Here is a 26371-nt window from a genome sequence, read left to right on the forward strand (position 1 = left end):
TAGTGAGGGGTTTCCCCTTGTGAGAGTAGGACGCCGCCGCGCAAAATTCCGGCATAGCTCAGTTGGTAGTAGCGCATGACTGTTAATCATGATGTCGTAGGTTCGAGTCCTACTGCCGGAGTTCCTTTATTCAGGAAAGTGTAGAGTAATTAGAGTGCTTCTTTTCAACTCTGGAGAGTTGTCCGAGTGGCCGAAGGAGCATGATTGGAAATCATGTAGACGGCTAACGCTGTCTCAAGGGTTCGAATCCCTTACTCTCCGTTTTGTTGGCCCGTTGGTCAAGTGGTTAAGACACCGCCCTTTCACGGCGGTAACACGGGTTCGAATCCCGTACGGGTCATTAGAATATTCGTTGGAGGTTTAGCTCAGCTGGGAGAGCACCTGCCTTACAAGCAGGGGGTCAGCGGTTCGATCCCGTTAACCTCCATAACTGGTTCCGTGGTGTAGGGGTTAACATGCCTGCCTGTCACGCAGGAGATCGCGGGTTCGATTCCCGTCGGAACCGTTAGTAACATTATATAATCATTTGGCGCAGTAGCTCAGTTGGTAGAGCAACGGATTGAAGCTCCGTGTGTCGGCAGTTCGATTCTGTCTTGCGCCATTATGGAGGAATAGCGAAGTGGCTAAACGCGACGGACTGTAAATCCGTTCCTTAGGGTTCAGTGGTTCGAATCCACTTTCCTCCATTTAGGGGTATAGTTTAAAGGTAGAACAGCGGTCTCCAAAACCGTTAGTGTGGGTTCAATTCCTGCTACCCCTGCCATTTTTAATTTAATTGTTTTATGGCGATCGTGGCGAAGTGGTTAACGCACCGGATTGTGGCTCCGGCACTCGCGGGTTCGATTCCCGTCGTTCGCCCTTACCTTTGAAAAAAGGTGTAGGTACTTGGGGTATAGCCAAGCGGTAAGGCAACGGACTTTGACTCCGTCACTCGTTGGTTCGAATCCAGCTACCCCAGTTTAATTATGGCGGTATAGCCAAGTGGTAAGGCAGAGGTCTGCAAAACCTTCATCACCGGTTCAAATCCGGTTACCGCCTTGCAATAATTAAAAACTTTACAACATGCCGGCGTGGCGGAATTGGCAGACGCGCTGGACTCAAAATCCAGTGCCCGCGAGGGCGTGCCGGTTCGACCCCGGCCGCCGGTATCATTGAAGTATCAACGTAAGATATACGTTGATACTTTTTTTTTATAATTTTTTATTGTATTATAAGTAATTATGGTACCTTGAATTTGCAAATCATTTACTATAGAATTTAGTTAATATACTTTGGAGGTGAAACCATGATTTTTGCTCCTCTTTGTGAATGTGATGTACCTGTTATCCGTTAAAAAGAAGATTTTTGATAATTAACGGAGGATTTTAGATTATGAATATAGTTAAAGAAGATTTTAAGATGAAGGAAGCTCAACTTGTCGTAGCGGTTTTTGACTTAAGCAATAGTAAGCATGACAAGAATCTTTGGGAAAATTTCTTGACCCCTATGATTGATGAGATAAGAAATACGAGCACGTTAGCGGATGTAGCGGATGATGAAAGAATTAAATTGACGAAACTATTCTATAAGAAAAATGGGTTGGATCCCTCGCGATATAGACCTTCATCAGATAGCTTATTGAGAAGGGTTATTAAGGAACAAGGATTATACCAGATTAGTACCTTGGTAGATTTGAACAACTATCTTTCGCTAAAGCTGCGATTACCGGTTGGCAGCTATGATTTGGCTAAACTGCAAGACAAGGTATCTTATAAAAAAGCAGCTGAAGGTGAGACGTATGAAGGGATTGGAAAAGGGATGATTAGTATCGCCAACTTTCCTGTATTATGCGATTCACTTGGTTCTTTTGGCAGTCCAATTTCTGATTCGGTAAGGGCAATGATTTCTCTTAATACAGCAGAAGCCATGCTTGTCGTTTATAGTTTTGGTGAATCAAGTGATGGGCTGCAAGGAATAAAGAGGGAAGTTGAGCGAGCGGTTAGCAGTATATTTGGGGCAACTGAAGTGAAAACAACCATCATAGTATGAATCTTTATGAGACTAGGCTAAAAGTATTTATCTTTAGAAAGATAGCGGATATTTTTCTTATCTATGTCTGGCAATTCCTTACACATGAAAAGAATAAACCGGAATATAGGAGAATGAGTGGCAATAGGTTTAGTAGATTTTGACTTATTTTCTGACTTATCTTCGGTTAAAGCTTTGGATAAATTATCTGTGATTATTCAGACTGGTCCGTTACAAATGAATAGTCAAGAGAACCAGCACAATTCTTCTAATTAGAGGAATTGTGCTGGTTCTTAGATTTTTATAGCTGTATCATTATCAGCCTAATCATGTTAATAGCTTTTTAGTTTAATTTTCTCCAGATACTTTTCCTGTATCAGTATCAGCAGGTTTTTCCAGCCTTCTTCATTATTGACTGCATCTAAATAGAAGACAGTCTTTGAGTCTTCCCCTTGTTCAAGCATGTCGGTAAGAATGATATCTGCCTCTGAATAGTTTTCTGTGATAGAGATGTTCTTTTCGTTGTATAAAGCAGCAAGTCGATTATTGATTAAGGAATTTTTTATTTGTAGACAATTCGATAGTAACAAAGTAAGGATAAATGGTTTTATTATCCAATAATAGGGTAAAGAAAAACATGTTTATATTTTTGTTACTAAATGTTTTTATTTGCAGTGAATACGGTATTCTGTGCTATACTTTTATGTATCACTTTATTGGTTTTGAGGAGGGATTTATTGGAAAAAGCAGCGTTGATTTTGGAAGGAGGCGCGTTACGTGTTCTCTTTACTAGCGGTATATTGGATCGGTTGATTCAGCATGGCATTGAATTTGAGTATGTAAATGGTGTGTCGGGAGGCGCTCTTTGCGGTGTGAATTATTTATCAAAGCAATTCGGGCGAACAGCGGAGACGAATCTTCGTTTTTTGCATGATAAACGATATATTGGTATGAGAAATTTGTTTCTCCATGGTGGAATTTTCAATTTTGATTTTCTCTTTGGACCAATCTCACAGACGTATATCCCTTTTGATTATGACACGTACCTATCTTCTGAGCAGATTTTTGAGGTCATTGCGACAAATTGTCTAACAGGACAAAGTGACTATTTCAGAAAGCAGGAGGATAACGATCAGTTTGAGGCAGTCAAGGCATCAGCGAGTATGCCGCTGGTTTCAAAGATTCGGAAGGTAGAGAAACGTCCTTATCTTGATGGTGGCATCAGCTCCTCTATCCCGTACCAACGAGCGATTGATCTTGGCTATGAAAAAATTGTTGTTATTTTGACACAGGACATCGAGTATCAAAAACCGGAAAATAATGCACGAGTGAATCAGTTGGCAACACGGTATTATCGGAAGTATCCGGAATTTGTCAAAGCATTCGTGACACGCCCTCAGCGATATAACGCAGAGCTGGAAGAAATTGACCGCTTAGAGAAGGATGGCCGCTTGTTCGTTTTCCGACCGGAGCACCCTGTAGATGTGGCGAGAATCGAGAAGGATAGAGGCAAGCTCGAGTCCCTATATAACCATGGGATGGCGGTAACAGATAAACAGCTGCAGCGGATGGTTGCCTATTTAAATCAGAAATAGAGCCAAAGCAAGTGGTAGAAATACTATAGAAGAGGCATCTACTAGCTAATGCTTAGTAGATGCCTCTGTTCTTTTTTTATCGAAATATCGCTGATTTTATTTTGCAAATTTATCTAGTAGTTGGTAATATTTCTCTGGTTCCTCCAGCATTGGATTATGACCACTTTTTGCAAATTTGAAGAGGGTCACATCAGTATCTGAAATAATCGGTTGCCATAAACTTGTGGGTGCAACTAGAAAATCATAATCACTTAAGAGCAGCAATACTGGTTTGGTGAAGCTATGGATGAACTGTTCCGTATCAAATGTTGAAAAGGCAGTTCTCCAAAGATAATCAAGAGCTGCCATGTTATTATAGACATCTGTCCATAGATAAGCACCATCAAACGTATAATCATAAAAGCTTTGTGCCTGCATACGAATATTCACATGGGAGAATCTATTTTGCGGGTCCTTCTCTATATCTTGTGATAACTTCTCGATTTCGTTCTTGAAATACGTCTTGCGGTCTGTAGAAGCATTCTTTTCAAAATAGGTGATGCTTTGTTGCTGCCGCTCATTGGAATTAGTCGGTGCTAAGTTAGACAGGATTAGGCCTTTCACTCGTTTTGGATATTGTTTGGCATAGCTCATTGCCATGAACCCATGACCGGAATGTCCAAGCAAGTAGAAGGTATCAAATCGATAGAATCTCCTTACCTGTTCTATATCTTCAACAACCGATTCCAAGGAATAACTGTTGCTTGTATCTGGCTTTAAAAAGCCTCTATGGTCCATAAAAATTAAGTTCAATTTTTTATATTGATTGCTTTGAAAGAGCTTAGGGTAATAAAAGACACTTCCGATAATTAGAATCGGTGGTTTGGCTAAATCTCCTTGCTGAAAAAACTGAATATGATAGCCATCTCTGTTAATCGTTTCCATTTTGTTTCTTCCATGTAGTAACTATAATTGTATGAATTAATACTCTCCATTGAAAAGCTGTAAAACACTAATCAATGGAGTTGCTACATCGGATAAAACACCCAGATAAACCCATTTGAATCACCTCATTCTGAGTATAAAAGAAAAATAGTGTATTGCACAAATAAAGAAACTTCGATAGTCAAAAAGGCCAAGAATAAAGGATGGTCCCATCAAAAGAGAGTGACATTAAAGAAAAATTTTCTACCACATATAGGATGATTTATATAGAAATACTCTGAACGACTGCTTTTCTAACTACTTCAACACAGGCAGTGGAAAGAGACAGGAAATTACATTCCTTTTCACCGCTGGCAAGAGCAAAAAGAGTATCTCCGTCGAATGCAGTATGAACGGGATTGATGGAAAGAGCTAGTCCGTCATGAGCAATATCTGCCAGTTTATTTGCCTGTTCTTTTGTTAGTATCGCATTTGTTAAAATACAGCCAATCGTGGTGTTTTGTCCGGACATATCATAGGGCGTACTATGCAGCAGCAGCTCCTTTGCTGTCTGATTTTCTGGATGACGAACGCCAGCTAGCCATTCATTTTTTTCATTATACACATCGCCAAATGCATTCACTGCAATGACAGCGGTGATTTCTACTCCATTACTTAGCTGAAGCGTTGAAAGCCCTAAACCGCCTTTTGAGGCAAAATCCGGACCTAATACCTTACCTATTGTTGCACCAACTCCCGCACCGATGTTTCCCTGTTGAAGATTATCGCTAAGTGCGGCTTCACAAGCTTGATAGCCTAGCTGTTTATCCGGAAAGGCAAATTCTTTGTAATCCAAATCGAATAGGACAGCACCTGCGACAATCGGGACACGATGGTTACCGGCCTGATAGCCAATCCCCTTTTCGCGAAGATAATCCATGACGCCGCAGCTTGCTTCCAGCCCAAAAGCGCTCCCGCCGCTCAGCACAATGGCATTTGCCTCTTGGACACTGTTCATAGGTCGCAGTAAATCTGTCTCCCGTGTTCCCGGTGCGGCACCTCGGACAGATACACCACCGACAGCGCCATCAGGAGCTAAAATAACAGTGACTCCGGTACTTTTTTCTTTATTTTCAGCATGTCCAATCAAAAATTTTTTTGTCATCTATTTATCCTTTCAAAGCTTCCTTATATTTTTTACTGTATCGTAAGTTAAATTTTAGCCTGATTTGCAGATGAGTTCAATGTTTTCTTTACTAGCTTGCAAACTATCAAGGGCGAGTTTATTAAGAGAAAATTGAATAGGGGAGCTTGAGGACATTCAGATTGCGTGATTTTAGCTGATGAGAAGGGATTATTGCTTTCTTCGTGTATAATAAGGAAAAGAGGGTGCTAATTTTCAAGATTGGAGGAGCTTACTTATGGAACTAAGAGTATTGAGATATTTTTGGACAATTGCTGAAGAAGGAAATATTTCAAGGGCAGCTGAACTTTTACATATTACGCAGCCTACGTTGAGTCGGCAATTAATGAATCTTGAAGAGGAGCTGGGTACGCAGCTCTTTATCCGAGAAAAGAAACGTCTGATATTAACAGAGGCCGGGCTTTATTTGAAAGATCGAGCACAGGAAATTCTTTCTTTAGCAGATAAAACCGAAAAAGAATTTGAAAATCAAAAAAAGCAGCTATTTAGCGGTGTGATTTCCATTGGCTGTGTGGAAGCAAACAGCTCTGAAGTATTGGCAGGGCTACTGGAAGAGTTTATTTCTGAGTATCCTCAGGTAAGCTTTAATATGTTCAGTGGTACAGGCGATGATATTTCTGAGAAGCTGGATAAAGGACTATTGGATATCGGTATCTTACTGGAGCCGGTTCAAACAGATAAATATGAAAGCATTTCATTTCCTGATAAGGAGCGTTGGGGCGTATTAGTACAAAAGAATTCCTTTCTTGCGCAGAAAGAGGGGGTTCGTCCAGAGGAATTGTATGGTGTACCATTGATGTGTTCTGCCAGACCGGAGGTGCAGCGCTTACTTGAGGAATGGATGAGCGTTCCCATCAATGAGATGAATATTGTCGGCACCTACAATTTAATTTTCAATGTCTTTCCATTAGTAGAAAATCAAGTAGGAGCTGCATTGATGATTGAGGGGGCATCGTTGAATTTGAAAAATGAACAAACGCGATTTATCCCCTTTTTGCCGGAAGTAAGCACAGAGTGTGTCTTCGTCTGGAAAAGACATCGTGTCCTTTCTCCAGTTACCAATGCATTCATAAAGAGAGTTGCTCATGCTTTCAAGGCATGAAACTTCATGTTAATAAGTATTAGACGAATGATAAATCAAGCTGTACTATGTAGCTAGACGCGACGTAGTACAGCTTTTTTCTATTGATAGCGTATGAACACTAGAAAAAAGCCAGTGCAATCAATCATTATAGAAGCTGTTGAGTTCGTGTTCGTTAGTATCGTGAGCTTATTCAGCTTTTCGAAAGGAGGGAGAGGAATGAGAGGTGTCATTTACTATTCCAAGAGTGGAGAAAATTATGTGAACGGACAATTGAAACAGCTGCAAAAAGGAAACACGGCAGTTGTTGCGGAAAAAATAGCGGCTTATCTTGATGCAGAGCTAATCCAGCTGATTCCGAAAAAGGAGTATCCTGAGGCCTATCAGCAAACAGTTGAAATGGCGGAACGAGAAAAGCAGCAGCAGGTATTGCCGGAATATCAGGAAATCACCCAAAATATCGCGCAATATGAAGAGTTGTTTATTGGCTACCCTAATTGGTGGGGGACCTTTCCGCAAATTATTAAGACGTTCTTAAAGGAACAGGACTTAACCGGTACGACAATTTATCCATTCTGCACACACGAAGGTAGTGCACTGGGTAGCAGTGTGGCAGATATGACCACGCTTTGTCCAAAGGCAAAGATAGAGACAGGATTGGCAATCCGAGGGTCAAAAGCTGCTGAGTCGGATAAAGCGATAGCGAACTGGCTGAGTCATTTGATTAAGAACTAGCCTTAGCTACTTAACAAAAGGAACTATGAGAAAAAGCTGTCGTAGGAGAGCTGAAACTAGTCAGAGGAGGAGAAAGAAATGGTAAAACATGAAGAATTGAAAAACAGCACAATTTTCCCATTAGGAGAAAGTGTAGAGGAATTCAAGCCCTATTTTACTGGAACAAGTTATTTGAATATGTTGGTTACTGACCCGCAGTACAATTGCCCAATCGGAAATGTCACCTTTGAGCCTGGCTGCCGCAACAATTGGCATAGTCATGAAGGTGGTCAAATTCTTTTAGTAACTGGCGGAGAAGGCTGGTATCAGGAAGAAGGAAAAGCAGCTCAGAAGCTACAGACAGGTGATGTGGTTACAATTCCAGCACAGGTGAAGCATTGGCATGGTGCCGCCGCTGACAGCTGGTTTGTTCACTTGGCTATCACAACGAATCCGCAGTCTGGCGGAACGAACTGGCTGGAACCTGTTACGGACGAGGAATATTCAAAATTGGAAGGATAAAATAAAAGTAGTTACTTCTTTCATAAAAGAAAAATGATGAAGAGTTGGTCAGGAACTCATCTGGCTAACGCTATAGAATAAGGAGCTGGAAAAGAATGGCAAAAAAACAAACAGCAGGACGAGATATATTGGGTGAATTTGCACCGAAGTTTGCGGAGCTGAATGATGATGTACTGTTTGGAGAAGTATGGTCTAGAGAAGCAGAGCTATCGCCAAGAGATCGCAGCTTGATTACCTGCTCAAGCTTAATGACCCAAGGCGCGCCGCAGTTAGAGGCGCATTTGAAGATTGCCAAGGAAAATGGGGTAACAAAGGAAGAAATGACTGAAATGATAACACACCTCGCTTTTTATGCAGGTTGGCCGAAGGCTTGGTCTGCGTTTGCTTTGGCAAAAGAGATTTATGGTGAGTGACGGACATATGAATGGGGGATTAGATGGAAACGGTAAGTAGAAAAAATAAGATGACAAAGCTGGCATTGCTGAGTGTTTCATTACTTGTCGTCTCAGGTGGTGCTATTGCCGCCAATATTCCGGCGATAAAGATAGCTTATCCTGAAATCCCATTGGTTTTTATTGAATTGTTGACGACTATTCCTTCGTTATCAATTCTAGCTACTGTATTGGTCAGTCCAAGGATTGGTCAAAAAATCGGGTATAAGCGAACCGTGCTGTCTGGGCTGTGGCTTGTCTTACTCAGCGGAATACTGCCTTTAGTTGTAAATAGCTTCTGGGTAATTTTTCTTTCCAGAATCAGCTTTGGTATAGGGATTGGCCTGTTTAATCCACTGCTGTTTTTATTTGCCTCTTCTCTTTATCAGGAGCATGAGCTTTCCATCATGATTGGTTTACAAAGTGCGTTTGAAGGGATAGGTGGAATGCTGATTACCTTTTCTGTCGGTCGCTTGCTATTAGTTGATTGGAAGCTGTCTTTCTTGGTTTATGGGATTGTTCTACCGATTCTATTCCTTTTTCAATGGTTTGTTCCTGATGTCCAAAAAGAGGTAAGTCAAGCGGATAGAGCAGAACCTGAGACGAATAACCTAAATGCAGCTGGGCAAAAGACAGTACCAATCGTCATGTATGTACTTCTATTGATGGTTTTAGTGACAATCTATATGTCGATTACCGTAAAAATAACCGGATTTATCCAAGAAGGTGGTTATGGGGATGCGACTGCAGGAAGTAATTTATTAGCACTTGTAGGACTTGGGGCGATGTTAGCAGGCTTTTTATTCGGTAGAATTCATCGTTGGATGAAGCACTATATTCTGCCGGCTGCCTTTCTGGGGTTTGCCTTTTCCTTGCTTCTGATTGGATTTTCCTCCACGTTGTTGATGACGAGTATTGCCGTGACGTTAAGCGGGTTTTCCTTTCGTTTAGTTGTTCCGTACCTGTTTAATGCGATAAACCAAGATCGCACAGGAAGAGCAACTAGGAATACTTCGCTGTTGTTAGTAGGCTTTAATTTAGGCGCAGCATTCGCGCCACTAGGGGTTTCATTGATTGAAAAGGTATCCTTTATACCGGGGACTGCCGGAATCTTTTTCTTTGAAGCGGTGGTTTTACTGTTATTAGCTGGTGTAAGTTTGCTGGTTTTCTGGCGGCAGCGACGGGTGCAGATAGTTGAAAATTGAGTAAAGAGGGTGGAACAACAATCTGTTCCACTCTTTTTCTATCATTAAATCAAATAATCGCACACACTAATTCAAGGACTCTTCCTTGGAACAGTGTGTGCGATTCGGTCATTTTCCTTGATAGATGTTAAATTTACATAGTGGAGCGAATGTCTTGGCTTATGCTGCTTTTGGTATTACTTTTTATTTATGAAGATTTTTTCATCATAAAAAGGTTGACCCTAGCAGCTTTAGTGAGTAGGCTAATAATCAGGAGGGATTGATAATGGCAGAAATCCGTATTTTATTAGTAGAAGATGAAGAGAGTTTGGCAAGTTTTATTTCTGAAGAGCTGACATTTGAAGGATATCAGGTTATTCATGCCAAAGATGGTGCAGAGGCACTCCAAAGGTTTGAAGAACAGCAGGAAGAGCTGACGATGATTCTCTTAGACTGGATGCTTCCGGAGTATGACGGTATTACAGTGGCCAGAAGAATCCGCAGAAAAAGCAATATCCCAATTATCATGATGACTGCCAGAGATCAGCTGACAGATAAAGTAACGGGACTTGATGTGGGGGCAGATGATTATATTACGAAGCCCTTTGATATAGAAGAGCTGCTTGCACGAATCCGAGTGATTTTGAGAAGGGCAGCACAGCTGGAGGAAATGAAGGAAACGCCTCTGATTTACAGCTATCAAGATTTGTCGTTAGATGTGACAAAACACATGGTTGAGCGTTTTGGAGAGCCTATTCAGCTGACACAAAAGGAATTCGGTCTTCTTTTGGAGCTGATGAAGCGACCGGAAGAGGTGTTAACTAGAGATGAACTGCTGAATGTTGTTTGGGGCTATGACTATTTTGGACAAACCAATGTCGTAGATGTTTATATTCGTTCGTTGCGAAACAAAATGGACTATCAGCCTGAAACACGATTGATTCAGACCGTTCGTGGTTCCGGCTATGTATTGAGGGCTGACTATGAAAACAGCTAAGAAAAGAGACAGCTGGCGTAATAGCACCCAATATCGATTGTCTATTCGCTTCATTTTGATTTTGGCCTGTTCAATGTTGGTGCTGAGTCTTTCAATTATTGCGATTACTATTGTTGAGCTTTATGATTCGACCAAGGAGCAGAGTGATTTGTTGGTGGAAACGATGGAAAAGGCGGAGACGACCTCGCAGGAAGAATGGATTGATTTCTTGGAGACCTATACTTCAGGTGAAAGTTCGCCCTATTATGTCCGTGCAGTTCTCGATTCCGGTGAAATCATCTATTCTCATCGTGCCAAAGAGTTGTTTGGAGGTTTTTCTGATTTTAGACAATTACTTATTTTCACCAATATATTATGGTCAGAGGATTTCGAACCCTATTTTTATACACGTGTGAATAAGGGCGAGGCGCAGGTTGCCATATTGGTTGAAATGGAGGAGAAGCTGGAGCTGGTCGAAGGTATCGTTTCATTGACCGTCGTATTAACGGTTATCATTATGATTGTCGGTTCAGCAGTCATCTATCGCTTTGCGCGCAATTTTAGTAAGCCTTTGGTTCAAATGAATCAGGAAATCAGTTCGTTAGGCTTGGAAGAAAATCAGATTGGGCAGTTAACGGTTCCGGATAACCCTCAGGAAGTACGAACAGTTTCAGAATCCTTTAATCAACTGTTGGAAAAACAACAACAATCTCTGGAAAGAGAAAAGCAATTTGTTGCAGATGCTTCTCATGAGCTGAGAACCCCCCTGACTGCTATTCGAGGTCATGTCAATCTGATTAATCGTCGAGGAAAGCAGCATCCGGAAGTGATTCCTAAATCTATCGCATTTATTGATAGAGAGTCTAAACGAATGGAGACAATGGTGGAGCAGCTGCTGACACTGGGAAGGTTAGAGGGAGAGCGAACAGAAATTGATTTGTCCCAAGTAATCATCCAAACAGCAGAAGAGCTTCAGGTAATGATGCCTCAGCGCTTGGTAATGGAAATAGAAGAAGGTGTCCTTGTTTTAGGGAATCAAGAGCATTTTCATCAGATTATCCGTAATTTAATTGAAAATGCAGTAAAGTATACCGAAGATGATGGGACAATCACGCTTTGCCTAACAAAGAAAAAGGGACATGCAGTAGCAGAGATAGCTGATACTGGCATCGGAATCTCTGATGACGAAAAGCAGCAGGTGTTTGAACGATTCTATCGAGCGGATCAATCGCGCTCCAGTAAAATAGCCGGATCAGGGATAGGACTTTCCATTGTTCGAACGCTTACACTTTTGTATGATGGAACGATTCGTGTTGAGGATAATGAGCCAAAGGGCAGTCGCTTTATTCTTAGTTTTCCATTAGTCAAATAAGATAAATGAAAATTTCTTCATGTTCTTTTTAAAAGAATTTGGTCTTTGCCTTTCATTGCTTTGATATGATTAATTTATCGAAAGAGCAGATGATAAAAACAATTTAGAAAAGAAATCTGCAGTTAAAATTGAGAGGATGAATAATTATGAAAAAAGCAGGACTAGTAGGATTGGTACTTACAGGAATCATTATGACAGGCTGTACCAGCAATCAAAATGAATTGCCGAAACAAAATGGTAATCAAGGGAGCACGAGTAGCACAACAGCTGTGTCTAAATCGGAATCAAGTGCATCAACAGAAGAAAGTAGCCAGACTAAGGCAACAACCCAAGACAGCACAGCTTCAAGCGCTGCAACAACTTCAGGAACGACAAACGTCAGTGTTTCTGCCGATGAAGCAATCAAGGCTTTCCAAAAGACATATCCTGATGCCTCAGTGACTTCATTGGATCTGGATACTTCCTTTGGTACTTATTATTACGAAGTAAAGGGTGTTGATGACTCAACGGAATATGAGGTGAAAATCCACGGCGAAACCGGCGAACTGACAAAGGAACGAGAGGAAAAGCTGGATGCGGATGAGCGAAATGGCGTCGAAAGAGACAATGAGGCACTGTCTTTGGATGGTATCATGAGCATAGACGAAGCTGCTGCTATTGCGTTGAAGGCTGTTGGAAAAGGTGAAGCAATGGAATGGTCATTGGAACGTGAGCTGTCAACAACTTATTGGGAGGTCAAAATAGTCAACGGACGATCTGAAACCTCAGTGAAGCTGGATGCTAAAACGGGAGATATCCTTGAAACAGAGCTGGATGACTAGACAATTCCCTGTAGAATAAATAGTAAATGAATGAATAAAGAATCGGACTAATAAGCGGCTGTCAATTTCTGCCAGCATCTTATGGGTCCGATTCTATTTATTTCGTCATAGTTTGAAGTATACCATCTAGGTCAAAATAAATGATTCCCTGGTAGGTCCTATTACTCCTCCTTCAAAATCCCTTTTTCCAGAATTTCCTGCTTTCGTTTAAGACCAATCAAGTTTTTATCATACTCTTTTGCGTACAGGATAGAATACAGAGTATCCAAGATATACTCGAAGGAAACCTGAGAAGAGAAAGTAGCAATTTTGGCGAAATCATATTCTTCTTGGATTGTGACGATGGGCAGCTGTGCCAGCTCAACCAATTCTGATTTGTTATTTCCGGTTAGAAGAATGGTTGGGATTTTTTCCTCCTTGAAAAACTGTAAGATGTTTTGGTATTGGGCGTTTCTTCCCGCGTAGGAGATGAAGAGGGCACAGTCCTTTTCAGTCAGTCGTACAGCATTCCAAGCAGCATCTCTATATTCATCAGCAATAATGACCAGCTTGTCAATTTTAATCAGTTTATTTTGAAAGCTTCTACCTCTCACTTGAGAATCCCCGATGGAAAATAGAAAAATTCTTTCAGCGTTGGAAAGAATATCGGCTGCCTTAGATAAGAGAGAATTGTCCAATTGGGCATGTGTTCTGTTGATTGTATTTATTGTTAAATCTGCCATTTTTTTGGCAATTTCCATAGGTGAATCCTGCGCGTTGAATGGAAAATTTGCATTGACAGAGTCGAAAGTGTGCTGTTGGCTATGAACCGCCTCAGCTATTGCCAATTTGAAGTCGCGAAAACCGGAGTAGCCGATTTTCTTACACAGTCGAATAACTGCTGAATGAGATGTATAGGCTGATTTTGCCAGGTCTTCAATATAGATATGCGGGATTTCGGTTATGTGTGCCAAAATGTAATTGGCAATCCGCTTTTCTGTTTCAGTAAAGGTATCTTGAGTATTAAGAGCATCAATAATTAGCATGCAATCTGCCTCCTTGTAGTCTCTATTCTAACTCATTTTCTTATTTACGGCGAGAAGCAATCTGTGACCGATTGTTTGAACATCATGTTTAGAAAGAAGCGATTTATCATAAAAAGGTTGGAGGTAATAATCTGATTTGCCTATTTTGATGGCATCGAAATAGAAAGCAGCTATAATAAAAGTGAAACTAACAACAGATAAATACTATGGAGGAATGAAGATGCTGACTATTGCGTATATAGGAAATGGAAAGAGCGCCAATCGTTACCACTTGCCTTTTTCTACAAAGTTGAAGGATAAAATCAACGTGAAAACAATCTATTCACCAAGAGCGGAAAGCCCATGGAAAAAAATCCCAGGTGTGAACTATACAACAACAATCGAGGATGTATTAGATGATCCGGAAATTCAGTTGGTTGTTGTTTCTACGCCTAGCCATCTACATTACAAGTACGGAAAAATGATTTTAGAAAATGGGAAAAATGCTTTAGTGGAAAAACCATTTACTGAAACATCTGAGGAAGCTAAGGAATTGTTTCGTCTGGCAAAAGAAAAAGGCCTACTGATTCAGTGCTACCAAAACAGACGCTTCGATTCTGATTTTTTGACAGTTCAAAAGGTCATTGAGAGTGGTGTCTTGGGTGATATACTCGAGGTTGAAATGCATTATGACTATTTCCGACCGGAAGTTCCGGAGGGAGTTCAGGAGTTTTCAAAAGAAACGAGTTATCTCTATGGTCATGGCTGCCACACGATTGATCAAGTGCTTTCCTATTTTGGTTCTCCGGACAGTATCCATTATGATGTCCGTCAATTGTTGGGGAAAGGGCGAATGAATGATTATTTTGATTTAGACCTTTATTATGGCACGATGAAGGTGTCTGTTAAATCAAGCTATTTCCGTTTGAAGGAGCGACCAAGCTTTGTCGTTTATGGGAAAAAGGGCGTATTCACTAAGCAAACAAAGGATCGTCAGGAAGAGCATCTCAAAATGTTCTACATGCCGGAAAACGAGGATTTTGGTATTGATTTGCCTGAGCATTATGGTGTGTTAACTTATATTGACGAAGAGGGGAGATACCATGAGGAAAAGGTTATCTCTGAGGTTGGTGATTACAGCCGTGTCTATGATGGCCTCTACGAAACCATCATCAATGGAAAAGAAAAATTGGTGAAGGATGAAGAAACCATTGAGCAGATGGAAATCCTTGAAGAAGGAATAAAGAGAATTTAAGAAGGACAGTAAACGAAAGAAGCAGCCGGAAAAACTCTGAGTAAAAAAGAGTTTTTCGGCTGTTTCTCTTTAGATAAGAGTCTCAATAATCAGCTGTATGTTCAAGATAGTCAGCGCAATCGCACACAACCAGCCTAGCGCACTAACCCATAGTGGGTTTTTAAAACGTTCGCCCATAATTTTTTTGGAGCTGGTAAAGTAAACCAAAGGAATCATGGACACAGGCAATGCAATACTTAGAAAAACTTGGGAATAAATCAGCAGGTCATCCAGTGCAGCCTCATTCCCACCAAAATAAATGGTACAGAGTAAGACAGGAATAACAGAGAGCATCCGAGTAATAACCCGTCGTGCCCAAGTTGGAATCTTCATATGAATGAAGCCTTCCATAACGATTTGACCAGTCAAGGTACCTGTGATTGTTGAGTTTTGTCCGGAAGCCAGTAAAGCGACTGCGAAAAGTGTACTCAATAAAGGACTGGCTACTGCGCCGGCAATACTTGAGTTTTGCAGTGCATCATAGAGCGAGGTCAAGGTTCCCAGCTCTTCTCCGTGTCCAAAGAAAAGAGCACTGCCAAGAATCAAAAGCAGACAGTTAATGATAAATGCCGCAGAAAGTTGAATATTTGAATCCCAGGTGGCGAAACGCACCGCCTTCGCTGTATGCTCCTCATCGTTGTGGTCGTATTTTCTGGTTTGCGAAATTGAAGAATGCAGGTATAGATTGTGGGGCATAACGGTTGCTCCAACAATTCCCAATGCCATTGTCAGCTGTCCGTGATTTAAAATCTGCTTTTGAGGAATAAAGCCTTGCAGAACATCAGGAATATTCGGTTGGGAAATCGCAACCTCATACACAAAAACAGCCATAATGACAGTTATCAAGGTAATGACGATGGCTTCTATCTTTCTGAAGCCAAGCCGCATAAGTAACAGAAGCAGCAAAACATCGAAAACTGTTAAGAGGACACCGACAATCATCGGCATACCAAAAAGCAAATTTAAAGCAATTGCTCCACCGATGACCTCAGCTATATCTGTAGCCATAATGGCTAATTCAGCAACTACCCAAAGAGCGACACCCAATTTTTTTCCTGTAAACATGCGTGTTGCTTGAGCCAAATCCATATGAGTGACGATTCCAAGCTTTGCTGCCATGTACTGCAGCAGCATAGCAATCAAACTGGAAACGAAAATGACGGATAAAAGAAGATAGCCATATTTGGCACCGCCGCTGATTGAGGTAACCCAATTTCCGGGGTCCATGTAACCGACAGCCACCAATGCCCCTGGTCCTGAAAAAGCTAAAAGATTTTTCCAGAAGCTGCTTGAGTTTGGCACCGCCACTGTATTATTTATTTCAGACAGACTAGGTCCGTTGACATAAGTAAGGAACTTACTTTTTTCTTTTTCTGTTTTATTTTCCATTAGTAATCCTTCTCTCTTTTTTAGGATAACCTAAATTCATTTAAATGATAGTCCTAAAAATGTAAAATTTCAAGCAAAAAGCTATTGAAAATGAGTTGCCGAATTCCAAACAAAATAGTTGAAAAAAGTATTCGTCAATGACTTGACTTAAAGTTAGCTTCAAGTGTTATAGTTAATTTAATCATAACAGGAAAGGGGTTTCACTATGGACTATATAAAGCTGGGAAATACAGGAATGGATGTATCAAGAATTTGCTTAGGAGCGATGAGTTTTGGCGATCCGGAGAGCTGGATTCATAAATGGGTATTGGAAGAAGAAGAGAGTCGAACCATTATTAAGCGGGCCCTTGATTTAGGAATTAATTTTTTTGATACGGCAAATGTTTATTCACTTGGCAGAAGCGAAGAGATTCTTGGACGGGCACTGAAGGATTATGCAAATCGAGACGAAATTGTTCTTGCTACAAAACTTCATGGTCGAATGCATGAAGGGCCAAATGGCGCAGGGCTTTCAAGAAAGGCAATCTTGTCGGAAATTGATCATAGCTTGAAGCGTTTAGGTACAGACTACGTAGATTTATACATCATTCATCGATGGGACTATGATACCCCTATTGAAGAGACGATGGAGGCGCTGCACGATATTGTGAAGGCAGGGAAGGTTCGTTATATCGGAGCATCAGCGATGTATGCTTGGCAGTTCCAAAAGGCACAGAATATTGCCGAGAAAAATGGTTGGACGAAATTCATATCCATGCAGGATCATTTAAATCTGATTTACCGTGAAGAAGAGCGGGAGATGATACCATATTGTAAGTCAGAAGGCGTGGCGTTGACACCTTATAGCCCATTGGCTTCCGGTCGATTAACAAGAGATTTGTCTGTTCAAACAAAAAGAGGAGAAACAGATGATATTGCTCGTTCAAAATATGATCAAACGGCCGATCAGGATCGATTGATTATTGAGCGGACAGCTGAACTGGCAGAAAAATATCAGGTCAGCAGAGTGCACATTGCTTTAGCTTGGCTATTACAAAAGGAGCCCGTTGCAGCACCGATTATTGGAGCGACCAAGCTTAGTCATGTGGAGACAGCTGTTGCGGCTGTAGATTTCAAATTGACACCAGAAGATATTGCTTATCTTGAAGAACTCTATATTCCGCATGCGATTGTTGGATTTTCTTAAGCTGAGAAAGGGATATAATAGTAAGAGGTTAAGGGATTATGCGCCCTTAATCTCTTTTTTCGAAGAAGGCAAGAACGAATTAGGCAAACTGATTCAATTATTCGTCAGTAGTGACAATAAAATCAAGTATAGATTGAATGCACACGTGTTCCTTGTTATAATCTATTTAGTAAACCTATCCTGTTAATGAAGAATGAAAGCGATTGATTTTGTTTGGATAGCGGAAAAGGAGAAGTGAGGGAAAGCATGGAACAGATAAAACTCTTTTTTGATGAGATATTGAAGAATACTACACCGGAAAGACCACCTTGGAATAAAGAGGTAACGCTAGGCAGTTCGCCGAAGTGGAGTTATATTGATGGCTGTATGACGATGGCCATGCTAAAAATGTACGAAGCGACAGGTAATCAGGACTATCTAACCTTCCTAGATACGTTTATTGATTATTATATCGATGAGGAAGGAAATATTTTGGGGTTTGACATAGCGGAGCATAACTGCGACAACATTAACGAAGGGAAGGTTCTTTATCCGCTTTTAAGGGCTACCTCAAAGGAAAAATATGAGAAGGCATTGAAAAATCTCTATGCACAGCTGTTGGAACAGCCGCGAACCCCTAAAGGAAATTTCTGGCATAAAGAAATTTACCCAAATCAAATTTGGTTGGATGGATTATACATGGTTCAGCCTTTCTATGTCCAATATGATATCTTGTTCAATCAAGGTAAAAATCAATCGGATATCTTTCGGCAGTTTCAAAATTCTTATCAGTTGATGCGGGACCCTAAAACAGGGTTGCTATATCATGGCGTTGATGAAACGAAGACGGCTTTTTGGGCAAATGCCGACACTGGCTGCAGCCAAAACTTTTGGACACGTTCCCACGGCTGGTATGCTATGGCGTTAGTGGACACGATTGAGTTTTTTGACGAGACACACCAAGAAGAAAAACGTATGCTAATCGAACAGTTGAAAGAATTGCTGGACACATTATTGAATTTTGCTGATCCAAAAACGATGATGTTTTATCAGGTCACAGATCAGGGCGCCCGTGAAGGCAACTATCTGGAGACGAGTGGAACCTGTGCAATTGCTTATGCCTTGATGAAGGGGGCAAGGTTAGGGTATCTTTCAGAAGGCCATTTTGAAAAAGGAGCAGAGATTCTGCAATCTGTTGTGAAGCACAAGCTGGTGAAAACAGATGGCGAGTATGTGCTGAAGGATATCTGTCTGGTTGCAGGACTGGGCGGTATGCCGGGGCATGGCAGTTATAAGGTGCGGGATGGCAGCTATGAGTATTATATCTCTGAACCGATTGTAACGAACGATGCCAAGGGGATTGCACCATTGGTCTTTGCCTATGCAGAACTGATACAGCACAAAGAATAAACTACAAGACACCACTTGAAAGCTGTTACTCTCAGGTGGTGTCTTGCAGTTTTTAGTGATACTTTTCAAATAGCTGCTCATAATAGGCTGTTTCATTCTTAATTTCAGAAAGACGCTGGTTAATTGCTCGCCAATCATCACTTTGTGTAGGAGAAACATAGAATTCGCTTAAACCAGCCTTGGCAAAGTAAAGTCCCTTGAGACAATGGTACAGCTCTGAGTATTGCTTGGGATTTCCTTCTTCATAAATGATTGCGAGAATGTTTTCTACTTGTCTGAAGTTACAGGTAGCAGCTCCATAGCGCTTGGTCAAAGAATATAACTCTTTTAAGAGGACGGCTAAATCAAGCAATGTCTGTTCGTTTACCATTTTTTCAGCCCCTTTTTACGAAAGAAAACCTTGAATCGTACCAACCACCATTGGTACTAAGGTGCCGATAAAGACTAAAATGATTGCTGATTTTTGGATAAGTGTGAGCTCCTTAAACTGCTTGGCAAAACCAATGACTAAAAGAATGGCACCAAAAAAACTGATAAAGCTTGCAATAATATAAATCTGATCCACAATAACCCCTCGATTCCTTTTTCTATTATTATATACATAAGATTCGATAATTGGCTATACAGGGTGGTTCTTTTTATCTAATGAAAAATACTCCTATTAACTCTAAAGAATAGAGTCGATAAGCGAGAATTATTAATCGTATTTCTTAACTGCACTGAAAACCAGCATAAAAAGAACAGATTATCGGCAAAAGACTTCGCCGGACAATCTGTTCTTCTTTTAGCTTAAATGCTATTTGGTATGATTTGTTGGTTCTATTGCTTCGGCTGAGACAATCAGCATCATTGGTCGACGCATTTCATCCTTCATACCGGGAATAGTCATCAAGCTTTCAGGAGGCATCGGTTCAACGACTCGCTGAATTTGAAAACCATTTGTTAATAAACCGTCGAGATAGGTTGTTAATGTTTTATGATATTTCGTAACTTCTTCGCCGAGAAATTCTGCTGTTCGCTTCCCTTCATAGAAATAGTTATCCACTGGAAAATGACGAATACTTCCATCCTCAGCATACACCCATTGCTGCTTCCCTTCGGCAGTAAAAACCGGGTGTTCAACAGAAAAAATGAACACACCTTTAGGTTTTAGAAATTTACGGACATGTGCTGCAACTACCTCAAACGAAGGCACATAGTGCAATGCAAGAGAGCTTATAACGATATCGAAGCTGTTCTCAGGGAAGTCAATATCTTCGATACTCCCTTGAATATAAGATACTTGAGGCTCCTGTGTTTTTTCTCTGGCTACCTCAAGCATCTTCGCCGAAAGATCCACACCTATAACGGAAGATGCACCCTGTTCGGCAGCATAAATACAATGCCAGCCGTAACCGCACCCAAGGTCCAATACAGATTTACCTGTAAAGTCCGGCAGTAATTGTTTGAGTGTCTGCCATTCTCCCGCTCCCTCAAGTCCTTTTTGTGAGCGTTCCATTTGGCTGTATTTTTCAAAAAAAGTCTGGTTATCATAATTGTTTTCTTTCATGTTGTTTTCCTCCATGTAAATGTATTTTTATTTTTTATTCACATGGAGATAATCTCTTTTGTGGGCAATCATCTCATCACCTGCATTTCCAATTTGATAACTTTATAGTAACACAAAATAAAGGAAACGTCAGAGAAGAGCAAGGGGAAATAGTTTGGATTTAGGATATATTCTTTTGGGCGCATCAAGTATACTAGAGAATATAAAAGGATATTCAGGAGGGAAATATGAATGAAGTTACTTATGCTCATATGTTGATGAATGAGCTGGATAATCATTTTGACTCAAGCCTATCTTGGTCCGAGTCTTATCAAGATTATGCCTATGACATAGTAAAGATTTTTAGCGGATTTAACTATCCGGAGGCAGCAATTGAACCAATACTACAAGGTATTGAAAGACAAACAACCGCGAACATTGATTGGTTTGCTGAATTTCAAGTGTTTTTGGAGCAATTTGCTAAGGAAAAAATGAAAGAAGCATATATGACATCCTTGCAAAGAAAACCAACAGAAATGTGCAGGGGTTTGCTGCAAAGGATGGGTGTGCCGGCAGAAGAAATCAATGCTGTCATAGCTAAGAGAAAAGAAAAGCTCAGCAAGGTTTTTACTATAGACTAGCATGGCTGATTCTGTTTTGAAATAAGAGCAAAAAACATTCGGTTGTCTTCCTCCTGAGAGAGAAAGCAATCGAATGTTTTTTTAGTATGAGATGATCATTATATTAACCAATCATAATTGTTTCATCAGGGTACTTAAACTTAGCTGCCGGCTTGGCTCCTTTAGTCAGCAATGAGAAGCCTACGGTAAAGATACCTACACGACCAATATACATTAGCAGCATGATAATAATCTTTCCTGCTATTGTTAAATCTGGTGTCAGCCCCATTGTTAGTCCGACGGTACCAAAAGCTGAGAATACCTCAAATGCAATATATTCTATTCCGGCAAATTCTGGAATATTTTCCGTTACAGAGAGAACCATGATGGAAACTACACATAGAGATAGTGTGATGAAAAACAGAGTCAATGCTCGAAAAACAGTAGCACTTGGAATAGTTCGTTCTCGAAACTCAGCGCGTTGTCTTCCTTTGAAAATTGAAATGATTTGAATCACCAGAACAGCAAAGGTGGTTGTTTTAAGACCGCCGGCGGTTGAACCCGATGTTCCACCAATATACATCAGGAACATTGTCGTGATTAATCCGGCATTCGTCATATCTAAATAATTGATAGAGTAATAGCCGGCTGTTCGAGGCGTAACCGACATGAAAAAGGTATTTGCCAATCGTTCTAAAAAGTTAGTCTGCTCCGTAAGATTACTTGCATTTCTTTCTGTAAAATAAAAGATGATGAAGCCGCCAACTAATAGTAAAAATGTAGTGGTTAAAGCAAGCTTCGTATGCAATGAGAATTTCTTTCTTTTCTTAAATAGTAGAATATCCTGCCAAACGATGAAGCCCAATCCACCTGAAATAATGAGTAGCCCAATAACAATCAGGACATACGGGTTGGTTTGATAGGGTGTTAGGCTATCGCCTAAAAGATCGAATCCGGCATTACAAAAGCTTGAGATTGAATGAAATAGGCCGAAGAATATCCCTTTTTTCCAACCAAACTCAGGAATGAACTGAAAGGAAAGTAAAATCGCTCCAAGCAGCTGAATAGCCAAAGCCAGCTTGATAATATATATCATTAGACGAAACGCACCGGACATATCGTCCAAGTTCAACGCTTCTCTCAAGAGCATCCTCGTACTTAAGGTAATTTTTTTCCGCATGACGAAATAGAGAATGACAGGCAACGTCATGAAGCCCAATCCGCCTAGTTCAATTAGAATCATAATCAGTAGCTGTCCCGCTGGATTCCAATGCATGGCAGTATTTAGTGTAGTTAGTCCGGTAACACACACCGCAGAGGTAGCTGTGAAAAGGGAATCAATAAAAGGTGTCGCTTCACCGCTTTTTGAAAAGAACGGCAATGAAAGCAAGCTGCCGCCAATGAAGATAAGTAGGAGAAAGCCTAATGCGAGCACCTGTACGGCGGATAAATGTTTTTTTAATTTCATAAGTTTAATGTTTTCCTTTAATTTAGTAAAATGAATTTCTTTCAGTGTATCATTTTCCCATAAAAAATCCAGCAAAATCCTAAGTGTCAGTCTTGGTTTTTATCGTTGCTTCAGTTGCATAGTCTGTTTTCCTTCAACTCATTGTTCATCATTCGAGTAAGGAAACGGGGAGTGAGTGTCTTTTTCCAGCATTCAGTTTGCACCTGTTTACAGAATAATGCTTTGATTTTTTGAGGGATTTCCTGTAGACTAAATAAGGTTTGACTGAAAGAGAAGCCCTGATGCAGCGAAGTTGGCTAGATTGCATTTTTTATGCGAATAAGCCGATAGCGAAGGGAAAACCGCCGATTGCAATATTCTATTGAATTGCAGAAAATGGGTGCTATTTATTATTGAAAGAGCAATCGGCTGACCAGTTAAAAGAAGGAGATTGACAGATGGATATTTATTTAAAAAAAGCAGTCATGCATATTATTGATCGAGAGACAGGGACGCCTGTATTTTCAGAGCATGAGTTGGATTTAACAACAGAATATATTCGAATATATTTGACGAACAAAATCAATAAGCTTTCAACTGCACAGACGAAAACCGGTGTTTTAGTACAAGAGAGTGAATTTGTAGAAAAAATGTCTGGAATTGCATCAGATTTTATTCCGAAAAGCCAACAGCTGGTACAATACTGGTATGATATTTATTCAGGAAGTGAAGATGGACCGAGTGCCGATTTACTGGTTGTTTTGTATGAAGAGGACACCATTCTTCATTTGGCTTTGCTGAAGCTGAACTATAAAGAAAACTATACACATTTTGTCGATTATGAAAATGAAGCTGTATACAATAAGCTGATTATCAATCGAGCAATCTTACCATCCAAAACGCAGAAGCCTGACGAAGGTTTGGTTGTAAATCTGGATGCCTTAAGCTATGAGCTTTTGGAAAAGCGTTATGAGTTTTCAGGGGAGAAGCTTTGGTATTTTTCAGAAAAAGTTATCCAATCTCAACCGGCACCATCTCTTGAGGAAAATGTCAGAGAGATTAAGAAGGCCGTAAAACGGATTGGTAAAAAATTTGATGAAGATGAATTTGAGCTGATTGCTTCAGTTAAAGAAGCTGTTTATGAAAGTATTGAAGAAACTGGAACGATTGATAACCAGCAAATCGCTGAACAGGTGTTTAAAGAGAATATTTCTGCTCGGATGGCCTATCAGGAAGAGGTCAATGAGTCGAAGTTTGTAGATAAGACACCGCCAGTTCGGGAAGCGAGAGAAATTTCAGAGAAGAAATTTGGAAAGCAAAAGCTGAAAATGGATAACGGTATCGAGCTGATTGTACCACTTGAAGTCTATAGAAACAGTGACTTCATCGAATTTGAGAATAATCCGGATGGTACTGTTTCAATTACGTTGAAGAATATTGAAAAAATCAGTAACCAGCTATAATATAAAACAGGGTGCGGCTTTGGCTGCATCCTGTTTTTATAGAGTTTATTCATTTGTCGAAGCTGCGTTGATTTTCTCAAGTGCTTTGTCTGGGACTTCGTTTTGTTTTACTTCTTCCCAGCTGATGATTCCTTTTCGTTCATTCACTTTCAATTTAAGAAAAGCACCAATTCGTAAAGGCTTATCTCTGGATTCGTTCATTTTTTGCGTTGTTTCTTTGCCATCTTTATCAAAAGCTACTTGGGTATAGTGATAGACTGTAAAGCTTTGTCCTTTGGAATCAGTCTCCTGTGAAACATCTCCTGTTGCAGTAATCTCTGTATAGTAGTCGTTTCCACCATAGTAGTAATCATAGGCATACCAAGCACCGCCTGATAATAGAAGAAATCCGACAAGTAATGCAATCATTTTTTTCATTATCCTCACCTCATCGCCTATTATCGCTACTTTTTCTTTTTTTCGCCATCGAAATGCCTTTCTAAAGAGTGACAATTTTGTTAGTCTGTAACTAATGGAATAGAGAGGAAGTGAGCCGGATTGAAATGGATTCAAGTAACGATTGATCGCCCGATTGGCTATAAAGATAGCTATGGAAATATCTATCCAATCAATTATGGATATGTTCCTGGTGTCATGGGGGGAGATGGCGAAGAGCAGGACGTCTATATTTTGGGCGTGACTAAGCCGCTAGAAGTATTCGAAGGAGAGCTGATAGCAGTCATTCATCGAGCAGATGATGTGGAAGAGAAGTGGGTAGCTGTACCGAAACATCTTCGTTTTTCTGTCGCCCAGATAGAAGAGGCTGTTCGTTTTATTGAACAGTATTTTGACTCATCTATTGAGTTATTAGAGGATTGAATAAGACAAAAACTTATTTTTGGCTAAAGATAGAGGCTGAAAAATCCATTTTTTACAATCTCATGGTAAAATAAGGTCAAAGATAGGAGGAATGTGATTATGCTACCATTATACGGATTTTTAGATCCGACATATCTGCTGGTTATCATTGGGCTGGTTATTTCCATGGCGGCATCAGCCTACGTCAACAGCACCTTTAAAAAATATGATCAGGTGAAAAGTAGAAACAGTGTTACCGGTACACAGGCTGCTCAATTTATTCTTCGTTCTGAGGATATTCGAGATGTAGGGGTTCAGCCAATTTCCGGTCATTTAACAGATAACTATAATTCTGGAAACAAGACTCTGAGCTTGTCTGAGGCTACTGCGCGTTCAACGTCTGTTGCAGCAATTGGTGTGGCAGCCCATGAGTGTGGTCATGCTGTTCAGGACCACAAAAGTTATATCCCTTTAAAGCTCAGAGCAGCAATCGTTCCAGTTGCCAATTTTGGTTCGATGCTTTCTTTTCCAATGATTATGATTGGCGTATTGCTGAGCTGGAATCAAACCTTGATTAACATTGGTATTTTAGCTTTTTCACTGGCATTATTATTTCAACTGGTTACTTTGCCGGTGGAATTTAATGCATCAAGAAGAGCCTTGAAAATATTAGGTGAAGGCGATTTATTGACAGCAGAAGAACTGCCGATGGCTAGGAAAGTATTATTTGCTGCTGCGTTGACTTATGTGGCTGCAGCATTGTCCACATTTCTTCAGTTGCTTCGTCTGATTCTTCTTTTTGGCGGTAACAACAGAAGAGATTAGTGTTTTTCAGTTGAATCATTGGGTTGTCTCAAACCTTTGTGATATGATAATAATAACTAAATAGTAGGGAGTGGCGTAGGATGAAAACATCGACAAAAATTACAGTTGGATTGAGTATTGCTGCAGTTGCAGGAGTAGTGGTCGCGGTAACTGCTTCAGAAAAAATAGTTAAGAAGATTTCACATGTATCAAATCGCTGCAAAGCGAAAAAAATCGTCCATGACAAATTTGGCGGCAACGATAAAATTATGGAGGTCGTTGATCATCTATCTGATAATGAGCTGGATTCAGTTTTAAACTTATTGGATAAAGTCAAAGAGGGACGTGAAAAAGCTACGGATTATAGTGATAAAGTAAAGGATAACGCAGATAGCGTAAAAGAACGTTTTTTGAGCTTTATTGAAGAATTAGTGTAAATGTAAGAGGCTGAGACAGAAGCTAATCGTTTTTGTCTCACTGCTTATTCGGAATTAGCTACATCAAAAGTCTGGGACAGGATAAGAAGTCTCAGGCTTTTTGATTGCGCAAAGTGGGTTCAACGCTTCGACTTCCAATAGTTTATTTATCAGAACAATAGAC

Annotated in this window: 27 protein-coding genes and 12 tRNA genes; 30 read left to right on the plus strand and 9 right to left on the minus strand. The window is 40.4% G+C overall.

Going from position 1 to position 26371, the window contains the following annotated elements:
* The first annotated feature begins 47 nt into the window (after positions 1–47).
* From IW510_RS19830 to IW510_RS19895, 14 genes are all read left to right on the plus strand, one after another.
* Positions 48–121 (plus strand) — tRNA-Asn (locus IW510_RS19830).
* A gap of 51 nt (positions 122–172) precedes the next feature.
* Positions 173–261 (plus strand) — tRNA-Ser (locus tag IW510_RS19835).
* 7 nt (positions 262–268) lie between these two features.
* Positions 269–340, plus strand: a tRNA-Glu gene (locus tag IW510_RS19840).
* A 14-nt stretch (positions 341–354) separates the two neighbouring features.
* Positions 355–427: transfer RNA gene (locus IW510_RS19845), tRNA-Val, on the plus strand.
* A gap of 5 nt (positions 428–432) precedes the next feature.
* Positions 433–505, plus strand: a tRNA-Asp gene (locus IW510_RS19850).
* A 23-nt stretch (positions 506–528) separates the two neighbouring features.
* Positions 529–601: transfer RNA gene (locus IW510_RS19855), tRNA-Phe, on the plus strand.
* 4 nt (positions 602–605) lie between these two features.
* Positions 606–686: transfer RNA gene (locus tag IW510_RS19860), tRNA-Tyr, on the plus strand.
* Between the two features lie 3 nt (positions 687–689).
* Positions 690–763, plus strand: a tRNA-Trp gene (locus IW510_RS19865).
* 22 nt (positions 764–785) lie between these two features.
* Positions 786–858 (plus strand) — tRNA-His (locus IW510_RS19870).
* Positions 859–886: 28 nt separating this feature from the next.
* A tRNA-Gln gene (locus IW510_RS19875) sits at positions 887–958 on the plus strand.
* Positions 959–967: 9 nt separating this feature from the next.
* Positions 968–1038 (plus strand) — tRNA-Cys (locus IW510_RS19880).
* A gap of 26 nt (positions 1039–1064) precedes the next feature.
* Positions 1065–1148, plus strand: a tRNA-Leu gene (locus IW510_RS19885).
* Positions 1149–1371: 223 nt separating this feature from the next.
* Positions 1372–2028: a B3/B4 domain-containing protein gene (locus IW510_RS19890; RefSeq protein WP_202062680.1), complete on the plus strand. Its 657-nt coding sequence runs from the start codon at positions 1372–1374 to the stop codon at positions 2026–2028.
* Between the two features lie 716 nt (positions 2029–2744).
* Positions 2745–3602, plus strand: coding sequence for a patatin-like phospholipase family protein (locus IW510_RS19895; RefSeq protein WP_202062682.1), 858 nt, complete (start codon positions 2745–2747; stop codon positions 3600–3602).
* A gap of 96 nt (positions 3603–3698) precedes the next feature.
* Here the strand turns inward: IW510_RS19895 and IW510_RS19900 are convergent, their stop codons facing one another.
* Complete coding sequence (locus IW510_RS19900) at positions 3699–4526, minus strand: alpha/beta fold hydrolase (protein ID WP_202062684.1); 828 nt, start codon at positions 4524–4526, stop codon at positions 3699–3701.
* A 262-nt stretch (positions 4527–4788) separates the two neighbouring features.
* Positions 4789–5670, minus strand: a complete 882-nt coding sequence (locus tag IW510_RS19905) for a P1 family peptidase (protein ID WP_202062686.1) — start codon at positions 5668–5670, stop codon at positions 4789–4791.
* Positions 5671–5926: 256 nt separating this feature from the next.
* Between IW510_RS19905 and IW510_RS19910 the strand changes: the two genes are divergently transcribed.
* From IW510_RS19910 to IW510_RS19945, 8 genes are all read left to right on the plus strand, one after another.
* Entirely contained in the window at positions 5927–6811 is an 885-nt protein-coding gene (locus IW510_RS19910; protein WP_202062687.1) for a LysR family transcriptional regulator, read from the plus strand.
* Between the two features lie 198 nt (positions 6812–7009).
* Entirely contained in the window at positions 7010–7525 is a 516-nt protein-coding gene (locus IW510_RS19915; protein WP_202062688.1) for a flavodoxin, read from the plus strand.
* Between the two features lie 78 nt (positions 7526–7603).
* Positions 7604–8026 (plus strand): cupin domain-containing protein, encoded by a 423-nt coding sequence (locus tag IW510_RS19920; protein ID WP_202062689.1) that lies wholly within the window; start codon positions 7604–7606, stop codon positions 8024–8026.
* Between the two features lie 95 nt (positions 8027–8121).
* Positions 8122–8439 (plus strand): carboxymuconolactone decarboxylase family protein, encoded by a 318-nt coding sequence (locus IW510_RS19925; RefSeq protein ID WP_202062690.1) that lies wholly within the window; start codon positions 8122–8124, stop codon positions 8437–8439.
* Between the two features lie 23 nt (positions 8440–8462).
* Positions 8463–9662 carry an MFS transporter gene (locus tag IW510_RS19930; protein WP_202062691.1) on the plus strand — a complete coding sequence of 400 codons (1200 nt, stop codon included), beginning with the start codon at positions 8463–8465 and terminating at the stop codon, positions 9660–9662.
* Positions 9663–9927: 265 nt separating this feature from the next.
* Entirely contained in the window at positions 9928–10638 is a 711-nt protein-coding gene (locus tag IW510_RS19935) for a response regulator transcription factor (RefSeq protein ID WP_202062692.1), read from the plus strand.
* Positions 10625–11989: a sensor histidine kinase gene (locus IW510_RS19940; RefSeq protein ID WP_202062693.1), complete on the plus strand. Its 1365-nt coding sequence runs from the start codon at positions 10625–10627 to the stop codon at positions 11987–11989. The genes IW510_RS19935 and IW510_RS19940 overlap by 14 nt, the downstream gene beginning before the upstream one ends.
* Positions 11990–12135: 146 nt before the next feature.
* Positions 12136–12810 carry a PepSY domain-containing protein gene (locus tag IW510_RS19945; protein WP_202062695.1) on the plus strand — a complete coding sequence of 225 codons (675 nt, stop codon included), beginning with the start codon at positions 12136–12138 and terminating at the stop codon, positions 12808–12810.
* A 161-nt stretch (positions 12811–12971) separates the two neighbouring features.
* Here the strand turns inward: IW510_RS19945 and IW510_RS19950 are convergent, their stop codons facing one another.
* On the minus strand, positions 12972–13835 hold the full coding sequence (locus IW510_RS19950; protein ID WP_202062697.1) for a MurR/RpiR family transcriptional regulator: 864 nt from the start codon (positions 13833–13835) through the stop codon (positions 12972–12974).
* Positions 13836–14055: 220 nt separating this feature from the next.
* Here IW510_RS19950 and IW510_RS19955 point away from each other — a divergent pair, with 220 nt between their 5' ends.
* Entirely contained in the window at positions 14056–15069 is a 1014-nt protein-coding gene (locus tag IW510_RS19955; RefSeq protein ID WP_202062699.1) for a Gfo/Idh/MocA family oxidoreductase, read from the plus strand.
* 69 nt (positions 15070–15138) lie between these two features.
* On the opposite strand, the gene IW510_RS19960 is transcribed toward IW510_RS19955, so the two are convergent.
* The gene (locus IW510_RS19960; RefSeq protein ID WP_202062702.1) at positions 15139–16497 is read right to left on the minus strand and encodes an Nramp family divalent metal transporter; all 1359 of its coding nucleotides are present in this window, start codon (positions 16495–16497) and stop codon (positions 15139–15141) included.
* A gap of 205 nt (positions 16498–16702) precedes the next feature.
* Here IW510_RS19960 and IW510_RS19965 point away from each other — a divergent pair, with 205 nt between their 5' ends.
* Together IW510_RS19965 and IW510_RS19970 are read left to right on the plus strand one after the other, a co-directional pair.
* A complete protein-coding gene (locus IW510_RS19965) occupies positions 16703–17683 on the plus strand; it encodes an aldo/keto reductase (RefSeq protein ID WP_202062704.1) in 981 nt (326 codons plus the stop codon).
* Between the two features lie 246 nt (positions 17684–17929).
* A complete protein-coding gene (locus IW510_RS19970; RefSeq protein ID WP_202062706.1) occupies positions 17930–19072 on the plus strand; it encodes a glycoside hydrolase family 88/105 protein in 1143 nt (380 codons plus the stop codon).
* Between the two features lie 52 nt (positions 19073–19124).
* Here IW510_RS19970 and IW510_RS19975 read toward each other — a convergent pair whose 3' ends face one another.
* From IW510_RS19975 to IW510_RS19985, 3 genes are all read right to left on the minus strand, one after another.
* Positions 19125–19442 carry a hypothetical protein gene (locus IW510_RS19975; RefSeq protein ID WP_202062708.1) on the minus strand — a complete coding sequence of 106 codons (318 nt, stop codon included), beginning with the start codon at positions 19440–19442 and terminating at the stop codon, positions 19125–19127.
* A 15-nt stretch (positions 19443–19457) separates the two neighbouring features.
* Positions 19458–19637: a hypothetical protein gene (locus IW510_RS19980; protein WP_202062710.1), complete on the minus strand. Its 180-nt coding sequence runs from the start codon at positions 19635–19637 to the stop codon at positions 19458–19460.
* Positions 19638–19868: 231 nt separating this feature from the next.
* Positions 19869–20621 (minus strand): class I SAM-dependent methyltransferase, encoded by a 753-nt coding sequence (locus IW510_RS19985; RefSeq protein ID WP_202062712.1) that lies wholly within the window; start codon positions 20619–20621, stop codon positions 19869–19871.
* A 227-nt stretch (positions 20622–20848) separates the two neighbouring features.
* On the opposite strand from IW510_RS19985, the gene IW510_RS19990 reads away from it, so the two are divergent.
* Entirely contained in the window at positions 20849–21241 is a 393-nt protein-coding gene (locus IW510_RS19990; protein ID WP_202062714.1) for a hypothetical protein, read from the plus strand.
* A gap of 103 nt (positions 21242–21344) precedes the next feature.
* On the opposite strand, the gene IW510_RS19995 is transcribed toward IW510_RS19990, so the two are convergent.
* Positions 21345–22688 carry a TrkH family potassium uptake protein gene (locus IW510_RS19995; RefSeq protein ID WP_202062716.1) on the minus strand — a complete coding sequence of 448 codons (1344 nt, stop codon included), beginning with the start codon at positions 22686–22688 and terminating at the stop codon, positions 21345–21347.
* Between the two features lie 437 nt (positions 22689–23125).
* On the opposite strand from IW510_RS19995, the gene IW510_RS20000 reads away from it, so the two are divergent.
* Positions 23126–24130, plus strand: coding sequence for a nucleoid-associated protein (locus IW510_RS20000; RefSeq protein WP_202062718.1), 1005 nt, complete (start codon positions 23126–23128; stop codon positions 24128–24130).
* Positions 24131–24175: 45 nt separating this feature from the next.
* On the opposite strand, the gene IW510_RS20005 is transcribed toward IW510_RS20000, so the two are convergent.
* Positions 24176–24547 (minus strand): YxeA family protein, encoded by a 372-nt coding sequence (locus tag IW510_RS20005; RefSeq protein WP_202062720.1) that lies wholly within the window; start codon positions 24545–24547, stop codon positions 24176–24178.
* A gap of 120 nt (positions 24548–24667) precedes the next feature.
* On the opposite strand from IW510_RS20005, the gene IW510_RS20010 reads away from it, so the two are divergent.
* The 3 genes from IW510_RS20010 (at position 24668) to IW510_RS20020 (ending at position 26208) form a co-directional block, all read left to right on the plus strand.
* Positions 24668–24988 (plus strand): inorganic diphosphatase, encoded by a 321-nt coding sequence (locus IW510_RS20010; protein ID WP_202062722.1) that lies wholly within the window; start codon positions 24668–24670, stop codon positions 24986–24988.
* Positions 24989–25087: 99 nt separating this feature from the next.
* Positions 25088–25792 (plus strand): zinc metallopeptidase, encoded by a 705-nt coding sequence (locus IW510_RS20015; RefSeq protein ID WP_202062724.1) that lies wholly within the window; start codon positions 25088–25090, stop codon positions 25790–25792.
* An 80-nt stretch (positions 25793–25872) separates the two neighbouring features.
* Positions 25873–26208 carry a hypothetical protein gene (locus tag IW510_RS20020; protein WP_202062726.1) on the plus strand — a complete coding sequence of 112 codons (336 nt, stop codon included), beginning with the start codon at positions 25873–25875 and terminating at the stop codon, positions 26206–26208.
* Positions 26209–26371: the final 163 nt, after the last annotated feature.

The sequence above is a fragment of the Enterococcus sp. BWR-S5 genome (assembly GCF_016745255.1).
GTDB lineage: Bacteria > Bacillota > Bacilli > Lactobacillales > Enterococcaceae > Enterococcus_L.